Origin of the sequence: Meishania litoralis (genome assembly GCF_042611095.1) — a bacterium.
Classification (GTDB): domain Bacteria; phylum Bacteroidota; class Bacteroidia; order Flavobacteriales; family Flavobacteriaceae; genus Meishania; species Meishania litoralis.
In genome coordinates, this window is sequence record NZ_JBHFPV010000002.1 from 544,199 (window position 1) to 563,998 (window position 19,800).

At 41.3% G+C, this 19,800-nt stretch carries 16 protein-coding genes; 2 read left to right on the plus strand and 14 right to left on the minus strand.

Translation table 11 applies throughout. From position 1 onward, the window contains the following. Positions 1–12: 12 nt before the first annotated feature. Both ACEZ3G_RS11490 and ACEZ3G_RS11495 read right to left on the minus strand, forming a co-directional pair. On the minus strand, positions 13–195 hold the full coding sequence (locus ACEZ3G_RS11490; RefSeq protein WP_432426064.1) for a CAL67264 family membrane protein: 183 nt from the start codon (positions 193–195) through the stop codon (positions 13–15). A gap of 131 nt (positions 196–326) precedes the next feature. Next, a complete protein-coding gene (locus ACEZ3G_RS11495; RefSeq protein ID WP_432425635.1) occupies positions 327–1,307 on the minus strand; it encodes a Gfo/Idh/MocA family protein in 981 nt (326 codons plus the stop codon). A gap of 76 nt (positions 1,308–1,383) precedes the next feature. Between ACEZ3G_RS11495 and ACEZ3G_RS11500 the strand changes: the two genes are divergently transcribed. Beyond that, entirely contained in the window at positions 1,384–3,012 is a 1,629-nt protein-coding gene (locus ACEZ3G_RS11500; protein ID WP_432425636.1) for an acyl-CoA carboxylase subunit beta, read from the plus strand. Here the strand turns inward: ACEZ3G_RS11500 and ACEZ3G_RS11505 are convergent. From ACEZ3G_RS11505 to ACEZ3G_RS11535, 7 genes are all read right to left on the minus strand, one after another. Beyond that, the gene (locus tag ACEZ3G_RS11505; RefSeq protein ID WP_432425637.1) at positions 3,009–4,832 is read right to left on the minus strand and encodes a carboxypeptidase-like regulatory domain-containing protein; all 1,824 of its coding nucleotides are present in this window, start codon (positions 4,830–4,832) and stop codon (positions 3,009–3,011) included. The genes ACEZ3G_RS11500 and ACEZ3G_RS11505 overlap by 4 nt on opposite strands. A gap of 35 nt (positions 4,833–4,867) precedes the next feature. Beyond that, entirely contained in the window at positions 4,868–6,619 is a 1,752-nt protein-coding gene (locus tag ACEZ3G_RS11510) for a carboxypeptidase-like regulatory domain-containing protein (protein ID WP_432425638.1), read from the minus strand. Between the two features lie 54 nt (positions 6,620–6,673). Continuing rightward, complete coding sequence (locus tag ACEZ3G_RS11515; RefSeq protein WP_432425639.1) at positions 6,674–8,473, minus strand: carboxypeptidase-like regulatory domain-containing protein; 1,800 nt, start codon at positions 8,471–8,473, stop codon at positions 6,674–6,676. 58 nt (positions 8,474–8,531) lie between these two features. Further along, positions 8,532–9,875, minus strand: a complete 1,344-nt coding sequence (locus tag ACEZ3G_RS11520; protein ID WP_432425640.1) for a M24 family metallopeptidase — start codon at positions 9,873–9,875, stop codon at positions 8,532–8,534. A 62-nt stretch (positions 9,876–9,937) separates the two neighbouring features. Next, a complete protein-coding gene (locus ACEZ3G_RS11525) occupies positions 9,938–11,017 on the minus strand; it encodes an AMP-binding protein (protein ID WP_432425641.1) in 1,080 nt (359 codons plus the stop codon). Beyond that, the gene (locus tag ACEZ3G_RS11530) at positions 11,007–11,945 is read right to left on the minus strand and encodes a CPBP family intramembrane glutamic endopeptidase (protein ID WP_432425642.1); all 939 of its coding nucleotides are present in this window, start codon (positions 11,943–11,945) and stop codon (positions 11,007–11,009) included. The genes ACEZ3G_RS11525 and ACEZ3G_RS11530 overlap by 11 nt, the downstream gene beginning before the upstream one ends. Next, on the minus strand, positions 11,936–12,988 hold the full coding sequence (locus ACEZ3G_RS11535) for an o-succinylbenzoate synthase (protein WP_432425643.1): 1,053 nt from the start codon (positions 12,986–12,988) through the stop codon (positions 11,936–11,938). Before ACEZ3G_RS11535 ends, ACEZ3G_RS11530 begins: the two co-directional genes overlap by 10 nt. Positions 12,989–13,034: 46 nt before the next feature. Between ACEZ3G_RS11535 and ACEZ3G_RS11540 the strand changes: the two genes are divergently transcribed. Continuing rightward, the gene (locus tag ACEZ3G_RS11540) at positions 13,035–13,844 is read left to right on the plus strand and encodes an SDR family oxidoreductase (protein ID WP_432425644.1); all 810 of its coding nucleotides are present in this window, start codon (positions 13,035–13,037) and stop codon (positions 13,842–13,844) included. A 98-nt stretch (positions 13,845–13,942) separates the two neighbouring features. On the opposite strand, the gene ACEZ3G_RS11545 is transcribed toward ACEZ3G_RS11540, so the two are convergent. The 5 genes from ACEZ3G_RS11545 to ACEZ3G_RS11565 all read right to left on the minus strand — a co-directional run bounded on the left by ACEZ3G_RS11545 (position 13,943) and on the right by ACEZ3G_RS11565 (position 19,764). Further along, positions 13,943–16,117, minus strand: coding sequence for a tetratricopeptide repeat-containing sensor histidine kinase (locus ACEZ3G_RS11545; RefSeq protein ID WP_432425645.1), 2,175 nt, complete (start codon positions 16,115–16,117; stop codon positions 13,943–13,945). A gap of 344 nt (positions 16,118–16,461) precedes the next feature. Further along, the gene (locus ACEZ3G_RS11550; protein WP_432425646.1) at positions 16,462–17,211 is read right to left on the minus strand and encodes a LytR/AlgR family response regulator transcription factor; all 750 of its coding nucleotides are present in this window, start codon (positions 17,209–17,211) and stop codon (positions 16,462–16,464) included. Positions 17,212–17,244: 33 nt separating this feature from the next. Further along, the gene (menA, locus tag ACEZ3G_RS11555; RefSeq protein WP_432425647.1) at positions 17,245–18,153 is read right to left on the minus strand and encodes a 1,4-dihydroxy-2-naphthoate octaprenyltransferase; all 909 of its coding nucleotides are present in this window, start codon (positions 18,151–18,153) and stop codon (positions 17,245–17,247) included. Between the two features lies 1 nt (position 18,154). Further along, entirely contained in the window at positions 18,155–18,754 is a 600-nt protein-coding gene (locus tag ACEZ3G_RS11560; protein WP_432425648.1) for an SPOR domain-containing protein, read from the minus strand. 176 nt (positions 18,755–18,930) lie between these two features. After that, positions 18,931–19,764, minus strand: coding sequence for a CvfB family protein (locus ACEZ3G_RS11565; RefSeq protein ID WP_432425649.1), 834 nt, complete (start codon positions 19,762–19,764; stop codon positions 18,931–18,933). Positions 19,765–19,800 lie beyond the last annotated feature (36 nt).

Consider the following 19,800-nt stretch of genomic DNA (forward strand, 5'->3'; position numbering starts at 1 on the left):
GTTTTTGTTGTTTCAAACCCTGCCCTTCAAGGCATTGAATACCCATGCTATGGCAAAAAAACCGATTCCGACGGAGGCAAAACCCCAGCCAGCTACTTCGTTATACCGAAATGCCCCAAGTGCAATGAGGCCGAGACCCACGATTATCATTATATATGTAGCCCAAGCAAGTACGGTATTTTTGTTCATTCCCATGGTATTCAGATTGGTTTGTAGTAACCCCAAATATCGGAATTTTTACGCGATAATCGAGATTTAAATGCTGAGATCGTACTAAAAAGGATTGACAGGCATGGTAAGACACCCTGAAGTCGTTCAATGACGAATCAGGTATCGAATGGAAACGTAATACCTGTTTTCGAACGAACGGCATCTAGTAGGTCGATAAGGTCCAGACTGTTTTGATGGTTCCATAGGTCACTTTGTAGTCCGCCATTTCGAATGCATTTATGGACCTCGATAATTTCGTGGGAATACCCTTTTCCTATCTTGGGGACATCATAACACTTGATTTCGTCGTTTTTTTCGATTGAATATGATTCCGCTTCATGCCAACATGGGTTGATATAAAGAGTACCCTTGCTTCCTGAAAGTTCGGCCCGCATGGATGATTTTGAAGTGAATCCGCTGTAAAGCACGGCTTGCGCGTTTTTGTATTCAAAAATAATGGAGGTCTGAATCTCGGCCCCGGTGGAATGAAATTTGGAGCTTGCCTGTATTTTTTCGGGATTGCCCAACATCAAATAAGATAAAAAAACCGGATATATACCAATATCCAGCAATGATCCCCCCGCCAGTTCAGGATTCAAGACCCTTCCCTTTTCATCTCGATCCATGGCATAAAAGGCAAAATCGGCATTCAAATAACCTAGAGTACCAATTTGTCCTTCATCGATTAGTTTTTTGACTTCGATTATGGTAGGATTGAATCGGCTCCATAAGGCTTCCATTAAAAAGACATTGTTCTCGGTAGCCGTTTTTATCATGCGACGCACCTCTGCCCCATTAACGCCCATAGGTTTTTCACAAAGTACATGCTTGCCCTTCTCCATGGCCTTGATGGCCCATTCGGCATGGCCGGTATGAGGGGTAGCGATATAAATGACATCTACATTGTTCGAATCGAGCAATTCTTCATAAGAGCCGAAATATTCCGATGCACCAAACGCTTGTGCAAAGGTTTTGGCCCTTTCGATATCTCGGGATCCAACGGCCGTCAATTCACCCCATTCTACCAATTTTAAATCCTTTGCAAAACTATGCGCTATCTTTCCCGGGCCTAAAATTCCCCATCTGATACTATCCATAAATACCGTCACCTTTGCCCAAATGTAATCAAATTTTACTCCTTATCTTTAGCAACATCAATGAAAGCATACCGTAATGGATATCAAATTCAACAAGAACGAAGACCACAATAAACTACAGCTGTCGGAGCTGAACAAAAGACTTGCAAAAGTTAAAATGGGCGGAGGAAAAACCCGTATTGAAAAACAACATGCCCAAGGTAAACTGACAGCTCGTGAAAGAATCGACTACTTATTGGACGATGGAAGCGACCGAATCGAAATCGGTGCTTTGGTGGGCGAAGGTATGTACGAAGACCATGGTGGTTGCCCTTCTGGCGGTGTGGTCGTCAAAATCGGTTATGTTTCTGGGAAGCAATGTATCGTTGTAGCCAATGACGCGACGGTCAAAGCCGGAGCCTGGTTTCCTATAACCGCAAAGAAAAATCTACGGGCCCAGGAAATCGCCATCGAAAACCGACTTCCGATAATTTATTTAGTGGATAGTGCGGGCGTATATCTACCCATGCAAGATGAAATCTTTCCTGACAAAGAACATTTTGGGCGAATTTTTCGAAACAATGCCATAATGAGCAGTATGGGAATTACCCAGATCGCCGCCGTCATGGGAAGCTGTGTTGCAGGTGGGGCCTATCTACCCATCATGAGTGATGAGGCGTTGATCGTCGATAAGACCGGAAGCATTTTTTTGGCCGGAAGCTACCTCGTCAAAGCTGCCATAGGCGAGAACATAGATAACGAAACCCTGGGTGGTGCAACAACGCATAGTGAAATCAGTGGAGTAACCGACTACAAGGCCAAAGATGACGAAGATGCTCTGGATACCATAAAAAATATCGTCGGTAAAATCGGTGATTTTGACAAAGCAGGTTACAATCGAACAAAATCACAAAAACCAATAGAGAATCCAAAAGATGTTTATGGAATTCTCCCCGCTTCAAGAACGGACCAATACGATATGTTGGAAATCATAAAACGCTTGGTCGACAATTCTGATTTCGAAGAATACAAAAAAGGATATGGAAAAACCATTTTAACGGGCTATGCCCGCATCGATGGCTGGGCGGTCGGTATTGTCGCCAATCAGCGCAAAGTCGTGAAGACCACCAAGGGCGAAATGCAGTTCGGAGGGGTCATATATTCCGATTCGGCGGACAAGGCTACCCGTTTCATCGCCAACTGCAACCAAAAGAAGATTCCGTTGGTATTTCTGCAGGATGTTACTGGCTTTATGGTCGGCAGTAAAAGCGAGCATGGTGGAATCATCAAAGACGGTGCGAAAATGGTCAATGCCGTAAGTAATTCGGTCGTACCCAAATTTACGGTGGTAATCGGTAACAGTTACGGTGCAGGAAACTATGCCATGTGCGGCAAGGCCTATGACCCTCGTTTGATAATGGCTTGGCCAAGTGCCGAACTTGCGGTTATGAGTGGTAACTCGGCGGCCAAGGTATTGCTACAGATCGAAAAATCATCCTTAAAAAAGAAAGGTGAGGCAATAACGGAAAAAAAGGAAAAAGAACTTTATGATCAGATCAAGGCCCGGTACGACAACCAAATTTCGCCTTATTATGCAGCTTCCCGACTTTGGACCGACGCCATTATCGATCCTTTAGATACCCGTAAATGGATATCAATGGGCATCGCGGCGGCCAATAATGCCCCCATTGACAAACCCTTTAATATGGGGGTTCTACAGGTTTAAAAGGATATCTTCTTGCCCGATGTATCGATAGTGGCCAAGTGAAAACTCGATTGCAAATCGTACAACCTAAACACCTTGGACTCGCTTTTTTGCGTAGGGAGTCCATAATCCAAAAAAGTAGTAACCTTCAAGACTGCGGGCACCTTGTTTTCTTCGTACCGATAATTCAAGTTAAGCTTCCAATCACCTTCCAAGGAATCGTCCAAAAAAAACTGCTTGCTAGAATATCCCTTTTTTTGTGCCATTTCCATTTCTGGCGTCGATTTGTCATAATTGTTCCAAAGTACAAAAAGGTCTTCGGGGTCGGTCAATTGTATTTCGAATTCAAAATCGTCTAGATTCCATTCCAATAAAACCCTTGTCGTCGCGACTTCGAGTTCTTTGTTAATCTGATTTTCCGATATATCTAGTTCTTTACGTCTTTGCCTTAGAATATTGTTCGTCTCTACCGAAATGAGCAAATCGGCACCAAAGGGGTCAAAAGCAATGGAATCGAATAACACAATGGCCTTTTCGTACCTCGCGTACCTCAAAAGGGCTTTCGTATAATCGCCCACTTCATTTTGAGCATTGGCGACGTCTCGATTCGATTGGGCCGCACTAGACCTAAGTTTGAGTATGTCGAGATAGTGCTGAAGGGCCAGCCCATACTGTCCCATTTCTTCCAAAAAATATGCGATTGCCTTTCTTACGGCAACATTGTCAGCGAAACTTTGCTTCGCCATTTCAAGGATGGCAATTGCATTTGTTTCGTCTTGCCATCGTTTTAAAAAATATCTGGAGGTCTCAAAAAAGTAAACCGGTGAGTCCAAATGGTTTTCCTTGTCTTCATTAAAAATTGTCCATGCCTTTTGCCTCGATTTCGCTTCTTCATATTTCTCGATAAAATCAAACTTTTTTGGCGTATACCTTGTCGGTTTGTTGGATTCTTTAGTTAAACTATCTACCAAACCCCTGTTATTATAGACTCTTTCTACATCAAGCTCGTCAATACGCGTCTTTTCTTTTGTATTGATAATGATTACCCCTCCTGCCCCTTGCGGGCCGTATTTGAAAGCCCCATTTCTTTTCATCACGGCTATACGGTCAATTTCGCTAGGAATCAACCACGTAGGAGTCTGCTCATATATTATACCATCTACATCGAAAATTGCAGCTGGCGGCGGGCTTTCGTTATTAATAGAACCGGGGTTCCAAAGATAAACTCTTGGCGGAGTTGTATCCCTGTGAACGACCATATTCGGAAAATGAGATCGTAATGAGGTCAAAAAATCATTACCTGTCGGAAGTATCTGATCACCGTCAACTATCCGCATTGAAAATGAAGTGCGATCTTTATCCAAAATGCCCCTCGAAGTCTTTATCAAATTCTTATTGGTAGGGTATTCGGCCAGTAGGTCTTTTTGGGTCTTTACCCTCCTTTTCTTCACTTGTACCTCGTCCAATTCTTGAACGTTTATGAACAATTGCACATTCAAGCGGTCTATATGATCCTCAATGGCAATCTGTTTCGTATGCATACCCACATGTGAAAAAACAAGTGTATCAGCCACTTTTACGTCAATCTCATAAAAACCCCTCTTATCTGTCTGGGCACCCTCTAAAGTTCCCTTGAGCGTAATGGAGACACCTTCCAAAGGCCGATTTTCATAATCGGTAACGGTTCCGCTTAGGCTTATGGTCGATTCTTGTGCCGAAAGTGAAAAGCTAATGATGGCAAGGGACAGGAAAATGGTTTTTTTTAAGCCTAAAATATATCCTAGGTCAAAAAATGGGGCTTTGCCGAACACCAGAAATAGTTCTCTATCGAAATACCCCATACCATCAATCTTTTGATAAATATCGCCGTTTAAACTTAATTTCGAACCAATCGATTCTGGACCACAAGTTTTAGAAATTCTATATTAATATTCTTTTCCACCAATGGCAATAGCGTCACTTTTTTGGTCTGTGATGGGCGGCCATAGTCATTATAGGTGGTTGCTTTGATGTAGGTAGGATTGAAACCCTTATTGCCAAAATACGTAATATTGATTCTCCAAACTCCCGGCATATTCTCGTCTATAAAAAATTGTTCGCAACTATACCCTTTGAGCTTTTCGTCTTTGATCATGTCTGCACTGTTCTGCAGTGTATGGCTCGATATAAAATAATGATTTTCGGGATTGACAAACTGCAAATCAAATTCGGCCTCACTATTGTTCCATTCAAAAAGTACCCTTGTGCCACCTATATCGGCATCTAATATATCGCCATTAGAAATCGACATCTCGTCACCTTTTTGTGCAATGAGATTGGTTGATTCAACCTCTATTATACCGTCAATACCTTCAAAGTCACTGGTCGTTGTATCCAATTTTCGCAATTGTTCGTATCGTGCGTATAGTGACAATGCCTTTTTATAGAATCCGTTTTCGGTATAACTATTGGCAAGGTCACGATACGACTGTGCGTATCGCGGTCTTTGCTTGAAAATAGCAATATAGATGTCCATAGCATCTTTTAATTGTCCCCTTTCTTCATAGGTATAGGCCAATGCCTTTAAAACATTCGGGTTATCTGCAAACAACTCCTTCATTTCGTTCAATATTCCAAGAGATCTCTCAGTATTTTTCCATTTGTTCAAAAAGACATTGGACGACTCTATAAAAAAATAGGCCGAATTACCGAACAACTTCTTCTGTTCTTCATAGATCCGAAATGCATCATCGGCCGAATCAGCCGAATCGATTAAGCCGATATAGTTGGGCGGTTCTCTGGTGAGTTTGCTGACACCGGTCTTTTCGTCAAAAATATTGTTGCGAAGTTTTGCATGATCGTACACTTTGTTCGTGCCCTCTTCGCGAATCACATTTCCTCTTTTGGTATTAATGATTATTACCCCTCCTGCAGCAATCTGCCCATATCTTATGACGCCCGCCAGGCCAGGTATGGTGGCTACGCGATCAATATTGTCGATTTGCAAAAAATCAGGTGCCGTTTCGAAAATGGTACCGTCGACCTCATAGATAACCGGTCTCGGATTATTAGCAGAACTTCTGCCACGCATATAGATTACCCTTTGGGAACTTCCATTGACTCCATCTGCCGTTGCCACGGTAATCCCCGGAATTTTTCCCTGTAATGCCGTGATCAAGTCTATGGCACTGGGATTTAAATCGGCGCCATCGATGCTAGACATGGAGTATCCTGTCTTTGTCGCATCGATATAACCATAAGCCGTTCTAAAGATATTCTTATTTGAGGCATAATCAAGCATCAAGCCGCGCTGTCCTTCTGGCTTCTTTTGCTGCACAACAACTTCATCAAGTTCTTCAACTTTTGGTACCATATCAATATTGAGGATCGAGGTAACATCCTCAACGATGATTTCAACCGTGTGCATACCAATGTAGCTGAAGACCAGAACATCCCTAGGTCTTGCCGTTATTTCGTATCGGCCCTTCGAGTCGGTTTGAACCCCTTCTCCAAGGCCCTTTATTGCAATGTTGGCATTGGCCAAAGGGTAGCCCATGTCGGACACTACACCACTTATCATGTTGACCTTGTCTTGGGAAACTGCAAAAAAACCAATGAATAATAAGAAAAAAGTAACTGATAGTCTCATAAAAACAATTTGTGCTAAATATATTACAAATTAAAATTTTGCGACTATTATAGGCTAAATCTTCACCTTATAACAGAAATTTACCAAATCAAACCGATTCTTAGTTCGAAACAACTCTTGAAGCGTTCTTAATACTAAAAAGTTCTTGGTTACGTTTCGTAATCCCAGTTTATATACTTTGGTTTCCTTGCGCTGAGAGACGCGTCCGTAGTCATAATATCTTGTTGCCTTCATATAGGTCGGGGTCAATTTTTTATTACCCAGATACTTTGCATTCACCAACCAAGTGCCAGGCAATGATTCATCAATCAGAAATTCTTCGCAAGAGTACCCAAGAAGTTTTTCATCGCGAATACGAGCTGCATTTGCGATCAATGCATGCATTGAAGTATAATAGTGATTCTCAGGGTTTACAAACTGTAATTCGAATTCCGCTTCACTATCGTTCCATTCAAAAACCAAACGGGTCCCTTTGAAATCTTCCTCCAGCACGGACTTTTTGACTTCATTCTTGAAAAGTATGTCTCTTCCGTTCAACGTTATAAGGTTATTAAACTCGCGATCCATGATTTTACCAAATGCCAGGGTATCTTTTTTCAAGAAATCATGGGTTACCAAATAATTATATCGGGCGTATAATGAAGCTGCACGTTTGGTATCATCAATTTCTCTATAACTATTGGCCAAGTCAAGGTACGATTGGGCATAATTCGGTCTCTGAATAAAAATTTCTTTATATAGTCTATTGGCACCCTCAAAATCAGCATAGCTTTGAAGATAATAGGCAAGTGCTTTCAAAGCTACAGGGTTAGATGCGAAAGTTTCGATATAAACTTCTAAGATATGGTCCGAAAATGCCAATTCATCGAATTCTTCGCGAAAAATTCGAAACATGTCGAGTGTAAAGAAGTAAGAGTCTCCGTAGATTTTACTTTGATCGAGATATATACTCTTGGCTGTTTCAAAATCTTTGGCACGATGTAAGGCCTTGATGTAATTTGGTTCATTTCTGATTATGTCATCGCCACTAATGGCATCACCTTGATAAATATTTCCCCGAAGTCTGGCCAAATCGAAAGGGCGGTTGCCATCTTCGTCAGATCCGTGATTGATGTCACTTGTGTTGATAATCACCATTCCTCCAGGTGCAATATCTGGGCCGTACCGACGCGCTGACTGATCGGGGGGAATGACCCCTATTCTAACTACCTTTCTAATATCCAACTCCACAGGGGCTTCTTTCCAAATATGTCCATCTAGCTCATAGGCTACAGGAGGCTCACCCCGTAATGATCCATAACTTGAGACATAAAGAAAACGCTCCCCTCTGATGGTACGAACCGTGAATCCAGGTAATTGTTCGGCAATGGCATCCAATATATCACGGGCCTTTCTATTCAAATTTTTGCCGTCAACGACTCGAAGCTCGTAACCGACCAATTCAGGACTGAGGTATCCGAAATTGGAATTAATGATACTCGAATCCCTGTAATATTCTCTAGCAAAATATTGCTGCGTTCTACGCTTGCGTTTTGCAACGGTCACCTCTTTTAGCTCTTCGACCTTCTCGAACATCGTAACGTTCAAGACCCTAGTGACATCTTCGACCTTTATTTCGATAGGTAGCATACCCATGCGCGAAAAAACCAGAACATCACCCTTTTTGGCCTGAATACTATACTTTCCTTGATTATCTGAAGTTACACCAATATCGCTCCCTTTGACAATAACATTTACACCCTTGAGAACATCATAATCATCTGATATGGTTCCAAAAATAGTTTTGGTCAACTCTTGGGAAAACACCGAAGCGCAGAAAAGAAAAAAAACCAGCGAACAGATAGATTTTTTCATCATCGGTGCTTGAAACAGTTGCAATTTATGGACTGAACCTAAGCGTCATACGATTGACCTAATTTCCTAATTGTTCTTTTTGCCGTGGTATAAGCAATAATTCAGTTTGTCGGCCATTTACGTATCGAAAGCCATTTTCGCCGAAGAAACCCGCCTCCTCGAACATAATACGAATATCTCTCTTCCACTCCCGAATGTTAACCGTTGTATTCAGTTCAATGGCATAAACCGTATTCGGATTCAACGGATAGTTTTCGCCATCATCTTTCATGACACCACCTTGCGCGTCCCACATGCCAATGGTCGTACCGGCAGAGTGTCCATAGAGCCCCAATGGATGCGTATATATCGCAGGGCGCAGCCCTGCAGCCTTTGCCTCCCCTAAAGCTTTGGCCAAAATCTCGTTGCCTGTACGGCCTTCGGTCATATTCTTGGTCAGAAAATCCTGCACTCGATTTCCATCCTTAAAGGCATCGATCAAAAATTGGGGCGCGGTTTTTTCGTTTGGTTTCAGAACATATGCCAGTTCTTGACAATCGGTGTTCAACCGTAAATAGGTAATGCCAAAATCACAATGCAGCAAATCGCCGGGCAAGATGACCGTATCGCTCGGCCGACCTGAAAACGAATAGAGGTGACCGACCAATTCTTCGCTGCTCCTTTGCACATCTACCGTAGGGTGAAACCATGTTTCCAATCCCAAATCGGTTACTTTCTGGCGCATCCACCACTCCACTTCCGAGGTTGTCGTAATACCGGGCGTAATCACTTTTTCAGAAAAAGCCTCCGAAATAACGTCATGTGTTATGTCGACCAGTTGGTTGTAAATCACCATTTCACGTGGTGTTCTGGTTTCTATCCATCGTACCGCCAATTGTTCGGCCGAACCTACTTTTGAATGGTATTTTTTTGGCAAATATGCCATGAATTCATCATGGTCGGTCTTATCAAGCCCGTCGGCAATGTTGTGGTCCTTTGAATAATTAAGACCTATTTTCTTAGGATTGCGCTCTTCTATCAATTGGATCAGACGTTTCCATTGATCGGGTTCTTCCTCTTTGTTCCAGGCCGATTTGATATTGTCGCCCACATCGTATCTGGCAACTGCCAATTTCTCGATTGTATTCTTTACCTTATCACGATAAAAAACCAGGATCGTTCTTCTTCGTGCATTCAACCAAGTAGCTGGCAACATAGTCCTCAACACCGGGTCTTCGTTGTATTCCCTGGAAATTAGAATCCACATATCGATATCGGTATTGTCCATCAACTTGGGAAGCAAATTATCGAACCGGTCGGCCAAAATCTCATCAACGACCCTTGCCCTTTCATTTTCGGGAAGTATTTGCTGGGCAGAGACCATCATCGTAAAGGCGAACATTGAAAATATGATTTTCTTCATATACTTTATGGATTTTGCATTAAAATACGAAAAAACACAATTTGACAAATTTCAAAAATGAATCACATTCTGTCCAAAGCGATCTGGACGGTTTTCTTCCTGGCAATTTTATTGTTGGGCGTAAAAACAAACTCGGGCACCCCATATATTTCTTTGGGCACCTCAAACTTTTCAAGGTTCGATAGTTCCTTCAGTTTTCTGTCCAATTTCTGGGTATCATGGACGCCTTCCACGATCAGCACCAATTTTTCACCTAAATCCTCATCAGGAAGTCCCGTTACGAAAAACGGCTTAGGAATAGTTTCTTCCAATTTGGATTCAATCTGCTCAGGAAACAATTTTATTCCACCTGAATTAATGATATTATCATAGCGGCCCAACCATTCAAATTCATTTTTCGAGATTAACCGAACTACATCATTGGTCATGATAATTTCTTCGCAAATGTGCGGAGCATCTATAATCAAACAACTTCTTTTATCTTGAGATATATTGATTTCCGGAAGGACCTTAAAATGGGCATCGGCCTCGGTAGATCTGATATTACCCATCTTTCTTGCCGCGATATGGGTTATGGTCTCAGTCATTCCGTATGTTTCGTAAATCTCGCAATCAACACTTCGTAACTTCGTTCTTAAAGCATTGGAAATGGGCGCGCCACCTACGATCAACGTTTTGATGTTATTCAGTTTTTTCAGGGAATTAGCGACCTGAATCGGAACCATTGCACAAAAGTCATAGCGCTTTGAAAGCAATTCGAGCGGATTTGAGGAGGGTTGCAAATAATCAAGTTCAAGACCGAGTACCATTGCCCTTACCAACATCATTTTACCCGCTATAAACTCGGCAGGCAAACAATGTAAGGCCTTATCTCCCGGTCTCAATCCAAAGAACTTACTGGTGGCCAGGGCCGAATTGACCATATGCTGCTTCTTTAATAGAATTTGCTTCGGCTTTCCGGTAGAACCCGATGTTCTGACAGATATATGGGGGGTCTCGTTGCACCAATCGAGCAGAAAATCGCCTATCGCATGTTCATAAGGGTCCCCCTCCTTGACGAGACTATACCCGACTTCCTTTAGGCCTTCCTTGGAAAAATGAATGCCGTTGAGTTTAAATTGCGGGTGAATTTCATTCGTCATCTATTGGTGCTGTATTTGTCGCTAGAAAAACTTCTTTGGTTTCGACTCTTCCGGTCAACCTATCTTTCCAATCGGTCCATCCATATTTACGTGCAAAAACAAATAATAAAATAGGAAATATTACGAATACGGGAACAAAGGCATCGAAGCCCAAAGTTGGCTCGGCCACATATTTATATGCAGCATCTACCTGAAAGGCGGTACTGTCGGCCGTAACCAACAAAGCGGTCACCAAATTATTGGACGCATGAAAGCCAAGGGCCAATTCAAGACCTCTATCCATTAAGGTCATTATTCCCAAAAAGAACCCTGTGCCAATATAATAGACCATGATACCGGCACCCATTTTTTCCACTTCGGGGTTGCCAATATGCATAAGGCCGAACAATACCGATGTCACTACCAATGGCACCCATCGATTTTTGGCCATAATACCCAGCCCTTGAATCATATACCCCCTAAAGAGATATTCCTCGAAACTGGTCTGAATCGGAATCAACAGCAAAGCGATTATCATAAGGTATAGAAAGGGCTCGGGTTTAAAATTGAAAACATAATCTTCTGGAGAAAAATACATGTCTATCGCGGTCAACGAAATGGTAATCGCCGCCCAAAGACCAAAGGCAAAAAATACTCTTTTCCAATCAATTTTTCTTCTTGACGTGGTCAACGAAGTCAATGTCTGCTTATGTATGTACTTTACCCAAAGAAACAACAATACGATACCCACCACAAAAGGCACCAACATTTCGACCAAAAAACGATTGGCCCCTTTTTTCGCTATTTCAGAGGCCATTAGGGCCTCTACATCAATATTCAAAAATTTGATCACGGCATAGTTCAATGCCATCAAACCGATAAATCCCATGGGGATCAAAAAATATTTCCAAAGGCCCAATTCGCCTTTATAACCCTGTTCTACGTACATAGAATTCTTATTAAGTTAACGTTCCAAGTCTTGTTTTGTCTGTAATATAGGTTCCCTTTTTCAACTTGCAAAGGGGAATCGAAATTGTTTTTGTAGAGACTGCCGGTGCCCAAACCTTGGGGTATCTTGCTGCCGGCCGTATATGCCCATTGCGCGATGGCATTTAGACCAATATTGCTTTCCAAGGCACTCGTGACCCACCATCCTATTCCATATTTATCGGCCAGATCGATCCACTCTTGGCTTCTTTGGCATCCTCCGATCAAACTTGGTTTCAAAATAATGTGTTGTGGTTTAATGGTTCGTATCAAACTTTCTTTCTGCGTAACATCTGAAACCCCTATCAGTTCTTCATCCAGAGCGATGGGCAACGGAGTGTTTTTACAAAGTCTTTGCATTGTCTTCCAATCACCCGGTGCAATTGGCTGTTCAACGGAATGTAAATCTAATTCGGCCAAAACGGAAAGCCTTTCGAAGGCTTCATCGCTCTTAAAAGCACCATTGGCATCGACCCGAAGTTCAATCTGCTCCTTGGAATATTCATTTCTTATCGAACGCAACAACTTGAGTTCGGTCTCAAAATTCAAGGCACCGATCTTCATCTTGATGCATGTGAAGCCGTCATTTATTTTCCGCTGGATCTGTTCATGCATAAAGCGTTCATCGCCCATCCAAACCAGTCCGTTAATATTGATAGGCTGCTCCTTTTCAAGAAAATCAGAGGCGAAAAGCCGAAAAGGATGATCCGATGCAAAGGAGAGAAAAGCCTGTTCGATTCCGAATTGGATACTAGGAAAATCCTGCAGTTGGCTCAAAAGCGATGTTTTGCCCACCGCTATGTTGTCACAAACCCAGGCAAGACGTTTTTCATAATCAGGCACATCGTCAATACTGAGGCCTTTTAACAATCCGCACTCGCCAATTCCAAACTTCCCTTGTTCCTCCAAGATGATGAACCAGGTTTCTTTTTGTAGCATTACCCCGCGAGAAGTACCGCTAGGTCGTTTGAAATCGAGTATATATTTTTTATAGGAAGCCTTCATCGATGCGTTCAAATTTAACTATATTTTAGGTCTGAAAGCTATATAAATGAACAGGATAAACGGGAAAACAGTTTGGATCACGGGTGCATCTTCTGGAATCGGCGAAGCTTTGGCCTATGCCTTATCTGCAAGAGACTGTAATCTTATAATCTCATCGAGAAAGGAAGTGGAACTGCTGCGGGTAAAAAACAAGTGCCATAATCCAGAAAAGGTAAGCGTAATTCCTCTGGATCTCGAGATAACTGAAACGATGACCGAAACCGCTTCAAAGGCTATAGCCGAATTTGGCAAAATCGATATCTTGATAAACAATGCCGGAATCAGTCAAAGGTCATACATCATCGATACCAAATTAGAGGTCTATAAGAAATTAATGGAAATCAACTACTTGGGCACGGTAGGCATAACCAAGGCCGTGCTGCCCCATTTTATTTCGCAACAAGCCGGTCATTTTGTGACCGTTACCAGTTTAATGGGAAAATTCGGGGCACCCCCGCGGTCCGGCTATTGCGGATCAAAACACGCACTACACGGTTTTTTTGACGTACTTCGGTTGGAGCATGAAAAAGACGGTATCGATGTTACCATGGTTTGCCCCGGTTACGTAGACACCAATGTGGCCAAAAATGCCTTGACCGGAGATGGAAGCGCTCAAGGAACGGATGATATTGAAAACAAAAATGGACTTCAAGTCGACCTTGTTGCAAAAAAAATGATTTTGGCAATCGAAATGAAAAAGCATGAAAAGTACATGGGTGGAAAAGAAGTAATCGGTGTTTATCTCAAGAGATTTTTTCCGCGATTATTGCATCGGTTCGTATTAAGAAAAACCGAAAAAAAAAGCCGGCAGCAATGAGGTTTCGATCAGGGTGTTTTCTTGATTTAGCACCTATTGCCTAACAGCAACACATTCGGTAAAATCAACTTGTATCATTTTGGCATTGGCGTGAGAACTTACACGAAGTTGAACCAGAACCGAACTCCTTCCTTGGTGTTGTCTACGTTCAATTTAGTCTGCAATTGGTTGGCCAAACGGTTCATTAGGCGAATACCCATTGAAGAATTGGCCCTTTCATCGGTATCGTCGGGCAGCCCGACACCATTGTCGGTATACTCGAAGTAACCTTCCTTATCACCTATTTTACGAAGATGTATATATATTTTGCCATTCTCATCATCAAGAGGAAAAGCATATTTGAACGAATTAGATACAAGCTCGTTCAAAATCAGGCCAAAGGGAATCGCACGATCGATATCAAGTTCCACTCCTTCGGCATCAATTGTAATGTTGATATTATGCCCCCCTTTTTTGTAAACCGATTGAACACTGTTGATCAAACTTTCGATGTACCCCTGCATTTCGATTACCGAAAGATCATCGTTCTGATATAGTTTCTGATGGATCAAGGCCATCGCCTTTACCCTACTCTTACCTTCTTCTAAAGCCTCAATGGCCGCCTTGCTTCGCGTATTCTTGGTCTGAAGGCTCAGCAAACTTGAAACCATTTGCAAATTGTTCTTAACCCTATGGTGTATCTCTTTCAACAGAGAATCTTTCTCAATCAATGAATTTTCGATAATATGCTTTTGCTCGGCAATAAGTCTTTGGTTCTTTATACTTCTTAGATATGCATAGACCAGACCTGAAAACAAGAGCAAGGTGAATACCAGCGATATCAATACTATGTTGGTACGCTCATCTTGGGCGATCATTTCGCTTCTCTGTCGTTCAATATCCTCCTTTTGAGCGTCCATTATTTTCTTTGTGTTCTTTTTTTCTTCGTCCATCACTGCGGCCAGTTGTTGTGTACGCAACTCCGATTCATTGGCATTGATGGAATCTTTAATGCGAATTATACGTCGCAGATAAAATGCGGAATTTTCATAATCTGAAGTTTTACTATAATACAGAGAAAGTAATCGGTTCTTGTTGATTAGGTTGTCCAGCTTTTTAGTTGTAAGATTATCGCTCAGGTAATCCGTTGCTTTTTCAAGATCGTTCAACTGCAGGTAACATTCTGCGATCGCCAATCTATTCTCTATGATCTCAGAAGAGAATGTCCCTTTTCCGTATTCCTCCAAAGTCTCCAAACTCGTTTCTAGATTTGGAATGGCGTCTTCATACTGTTGAAGCTCAACATAGCACTTACCGATATTACCCAAGATTTCGGCATTGAGAAGTTTACCCTCGATAATCTCTTTCTCAGTTTTGACCTTGGTCACATCGATCATATTAAGATCACTATAGCTTCTGGCCTCCTTGAAGCGTGTAAGGGCGGTTGGTATAGACTTATCTAGTCTAAGGTATGTTCCAACGGTATTTTTGTGCGCCGCAACCTGATAATAATTCTTTTCATCCAATGTCTTTTTGGCATAATCTATATAATCTTCCATTGCTTTACGATATAGGCCGAGATTAGAATAGATATCGTAAAATGCAATGTTATCGGTAAGGCCTAAATCTTTCTCTTCTTTTCGAATTTCGATTTGTTCAGTATACAATCCTAATTTACCATAAACATCGTCCATTAGCTCGAGAAGAACCGCTTTGAGGTCGGCATCTAGCTTTTCGTCTCTTTGATAAATTTCTTTTGCAATGGCCAAGCTTCTATCATACTCACCCAAATCATGGTATAATCGTGACTGCATGAGCCCATAACGGGCCATTTCGGTGGAGTCATTCGATCTTTGTGCCGAATTAAGATATTGGTTGACCACTTCGAGCCAATCATATGCCGAATTCTCGCTATACCTGTTCGGAGTTTCAAAGAACAAGGTAAATCGAGCTGCAGATGAGTCGGCATTTTGAAAGACATCGAACGTACTTGAAGTCGATGTAGCGGTTTCTTGGGCAGGTAGCTGGTCAACGACCAAAAAAGTCATAAATAGTAATCCCAGGGTCTTGCCAAGCAAATTCTTCATAGTATCGACGGAACAGGCCAAAAATAGAACGGTTTTACCAATTAATTGTTGCGGAACAATTACGATGATGTTGACAACTTTGATTTTCTGGTTCAAGATCTTTTTCAACAAATCAAATTGAACTGTGCGTTTGATGCCACAACCTTTAATACCCATCAATAAAACTCTTGCAGAGAATATCGCTGAAACATTAAAAAAAAGCTGCATAACGCGTACACAGCTTTTTTAAGTCTATTATCAACATGATAAGGTTTGGGGTACCTTTTCTAATGATTTCAAAATTATTGTTTTGTGCCGTATCTTCAGGAATAATGTTGTGTAATGCCCGATTTTTGTTGTGTAATGCAATTATGGGGTTTCACCATGCATTTCATCGGTTTTTTTTGCATTTCATGGATATCAAAAATTTTATTTGTGGGCATATTAGGCGTAACCATAATTCACGATAATAGAATTGCAGTTAGATAAACCCAAGATGGGAAACCAAGACTTCCGATCAAGCCTTACATTTTTGAAACCGAATCAAAGAATTTGTCCTAAAAAATTAGGCTCTAAGAATTCATGGCAGATATGATAAACTCTTTGAATTCCTTCGATATAGGAATCAAATTGTTGTTTATCATAATATCCTTAGAGTTAATGGCATCTATGTGGTCAACATTCACAATGTAGGACTTGTGCGCGCGATAAAACTTGTTCTTGGGTAGTTTTTCAAGATAATCTTTAAGCGGGGAGCGCACCAAAAACTTTTTATCGACCGTATTTACCTCAAGATAGACATTATCGGCCTTTATAAACTGTATCTCTTCAAACTGAATGCGATAGTAGAGATGTTGTTTCTTTACAAAAATCGAATCTTTTAGAACACTGTTCGACATAGGTACATCAGAACTGCCATTACTAGCACTTGGCTTTTCATCGGAATAAATAAAATTAGACAAGGCAATTTCAATCGAAGTGTACAGATCTTGCTGTTCGAACGGTTTTACCAAATAACCGTTCGGCTTGACAGTCTTGGCATTCTCAACGGTGGCCCGATCCGAATTGGAAGTGACGAAAATAAACGGTATGTTATAGTTCTCTCGAATATGTTTTCCTAGATCGATGCCCGTCTTGTCGGATGCCAAGATAATATCGATAAGAACGAGATCTACTTCTTTTGTCTTCAAGACCTCTTCGGCCTGCTCATAAACGATTACGTTATCAACGATTTCATAACCGATTTCTTCGAGCATCGATTGCATATCGTCGGCAATAATCACATTGTCTTCTACGATAAGTATTCTAATAGGTTGTTCCAAAGTGTTTGGGATTTAGGTGGTTAGTATTCAAAATTACAAAAAATTATTATAAGTGATATAAAACAACATGGCGAGCAAAAAGGTGCTCAGCGCTAGTTTTTTTAACTCGGGATCTAGTTTAATAGGTTCTTTTGTATGCCAAACTTTCAACAAATGCAACAGTATCGGAACAAAGGCCAGTATTGGCAAGAAATGATACCAAAATGCAGCTTTCAATAGGATAAAAACCATCAAACAACCAAATGCCGTAAGCAATAAAAATACATGGTAGCGCTTTCCTTTTCGAAAACCCATCTTAACGACCAATGTATTCTTACCTACTTTTTGGTCATTCTCAAAATCACGTAAATTGTTCAGATTCAAAACCCCTGTACTTAAAAGACCAATTACGGCAGCCGGCAAAAATGACCACCAGACCCACTCTTTTGTATATAGAAACATTGTTCCTACAACGGCCAAAAGGCCAAAAAAGAGAAACACGGACAAATCGCCCAAACCATGATAACCATATGCGGAATCCCCAATGGTATATCGTACGGCCGCCCAAATGCTGACCAGTCCTAGAACGGTGAAAAGCAGAAAATATTCTAAATACTCGGTTCCGAATGCAACATATAGAACAAGAAGTACCAGTAATAGGCTGATTACAATGGAAATGATTATGCCGGTCTTCAGCTCATTTCGCGTTAACATTCCACTTTGCAAGACCCTTTTTGGGCCGATTCGCCCTTCGTTATCGGTGCCTTTGACACCATCGCCATAATCATTGGCAAAATTTGAAGTGACTTGAAAGCTAATTGTGGTCAACAAGGCTAGAAAAAATATCCTCTTGTCAGAATAACTTTGAAAATTGGCAAGTGCCGTACCTGTTATTACCCCTGAAACGGATAATGGTAGCGTGCGCAACCTAGCCGCATCGAGCCAAGTGGAGAGTTTCGACAAACTAATATGGATCTTCTATTTTTATACGTTTACCTTCTTTGTAAGAAGCAACAAAGGCATCTTTAAACCCGATATCTACCAATTGTTTTCTGAATTTTTGGGCTTCCTGCAAGGTTTCGAAGTTTCCCAAGGAATACGAATAAAATGGGTTCGTTTTAACGAACATGGTATTGGTAAGTGCCTCAGATGCCAAGGTCACATTGTTATCGACAAAGGATTTAACCTGAACGGAGTAGACCTTTTCTTTTTCAAGAAAGTTCTTGGCCAAATAAAACTCCTTTACTAAGCTCAACTCTTCATTTTGCTGTTTTAGATTGTCCAACCTATTCTTTATGGCGTCCAAACTATCGATATCTGAAAGCACATATTGATCCTGTGCCTCAAAATTATTCTGGCTCAACCCGGCGGTAAAAGCAGTGATTGCCAAAGTGCCGATCAAAAAAAGTCCGGTAATTCCGGCAAGCACATTTCGCTGGATCTTACTTCTCTTGAGTTCTTTGTTCTTGAATTTTATTTGATCTAAAAGGCGTTCGTTTATTATTTGGGCTTTGTCTATGTCCTTATGGAGCTCCAACAAATCACTTTCTTCTATGAATGGCATCTGTTTACAATTTTTAGGGGACCGTCAAGGCTAAATTTAACAAAAAATAAGGCATTGTTAACAATAATATTTTGCCTTTTGTTACAAAAATAGCTTTTTAGCAGGCAAAGTACCAAAAAACTATGGTTAAACTACTATAAGACTGATAATCAAAAGAGTAATAATTATGTATTATGCTATCTGGCTGTATGAATACCGTCAGCTTTGATAAGGATTTTTCTTGCTTTGTAAAGAGTCCCTATCCCTTTTTTAAAAGTTTTCTTGCTCATTTGCAGTTCTTCTTTGATCGCTTCGGGACTTGATTTGTCATGCAAGGGAAGGAAACCCCCATGGGCCTGCAAGGTTTCGTAGATTTTATTGGCGGCCGGCTCTAAAATATCAACTCCAATGGGTTGGAGCGAAACATCGATCTTTCCATCCTTTCGTATTTTTTTAACGACGCCCTTGGTAAGATCCCCTACTGATACTTTTTTGAACACCTCATCAAAATATACCAAGCCTTTGTGTTTATGGTTTATAATTACTTCCCATCCCAATTCGGTCTTGCGGGTAACGACGAGCTCTACCTCCTCACCTTCCGTCAGCGTGATATTTTCATTGCTCAAAAAACGTTCTAATTTGTTCGAGCCCACAAGTCGATTGGTTTTTTGATCTAGATAACAGTAAACAACATACCATTGCCCCTCGACCATCTTATGCCGTTGTTCTCGAAAAGGCACCAAAAGGTGCTTCTCCAATCCCCAATCCATAAAGGCTCCAAATTCATTGACCTCGGCTACTTTGAGCAACTGGAATTCATTGATTATAATCTCTGGTTCAATATTTGTGGCTATAGGGCGTTCGGCATGGTCCAAATAACAAAAAACGGTCAACGCACCGCCAATCTCAAAGGTATCGGGCACATACTTATTGGGCAATAAAATCTCGTTCCCTTCCCCGTCGCCCAAAAACAGGCCGACGCTTGTTTCCCTTAATATTTCAAGCGTATTGAAATCTCCTAGTGCTATCATGACGCTAATGTAGTTCAAGTAGGGTGCAAAAAAAAA

Coding starts and splice junctions, on each gene's coding strand:
- ACEZ3G_RS11490 (WP_432426064.1), bottom strand. CDS start 195: ATGGGAATGAACAAAAATACCGTACTTGCTTGGGCTACATATATAATG.
- ACEZ3G_RS11495 (WP_432425635.1), bottom strand. CDS start 1,307: ATGGATAGTATCAGATGGGGAATTTTAGGCCCGGGAAAGATAGCGCAT.
- ACEZ3G_RS11500 (WP_432425636.1), top strand. CDS start 1,384: ATGGATATCAAATTCAACAAGAACGAAGACCACAATAAACTACAGCTG.
- ACEZ3G_RS11505 (WP_432425637.1), bottom strand. CDS start 4,832: ATGGGGTATTTCGATAGAGAACTATTTCTGGTGTTCGGCAAAGCCCCA.
- ACEZ3G_RS11510 (WP_432425638.1), bottom strand. CDS start 6,619: ATGAGACTATCAGTTACTTTTTTCTTATTATTCATTGGTTTTTTTGCA.
- ACEZ3G_RS11515 (WP_432425639.1), bottom strand. CDS start 8,473: ATGAAAAAATCTATCTGTTCGCTGGTTTTTTTTCTTTTCTGCGCTTCG.
- ACEZ3G_RS11520 (WP_432425640.1), bottom strand. CDS start 9,875: ATGAAGAAAATCATATTTTCAATGTTCGCCTTTACGATGATGGTCTCT.
- ACEZ3G_RS11525 (WP_432425641.1), bottom strand. CDS start 11,017: ATGACGAATGAAATTCACCCGCAATTTAAACTCAACGGCATTCATTTT.
- ACEZ3G_RS11530 (WP_432425642.1), bottom strand. CDS start 11,945: ATGTACGTAGAACAGGGTTATAAAGGCGAATTGGGCCTTTGGAAATAT.
- ACEZ3G_RS11535 (WP_432425643.1), bottom strand. CDS start 12,988: ATGAAGGCTTCCTATAAAAAATATATACTCGATTTCAAACGACCTAGC.
- ACEZ3G_RS11540 (WP_432425644.1), top strand. CDS start 13,035: ATGAACAGGATAAACGGGAAAACAGTTTGGATCACGGGTGCATCTTCT.
- ACEZ3G_RS11545 (WP_432425645.1), bottom strand. CDS start 16,117: ATGCAGCTTTTTTTTAATGTTTCAGCGATATTCTCTGCAAGAGTTTTA.
- ACEZ3G_RS11560 (WP_432425648.1), bottom strand. CDS start 18,754: ATGCCATTCATAGAAGAAAGTGATTTGTTGGAGCTCCATAAGGACATA.
- ACEZ3G_RS11565 (WP_432425649.1), bottom strand. CDS start 19,764: ATGATAGCACTAGGAGATTTCAATACGCTTGAAATATTAAGGGAAACA.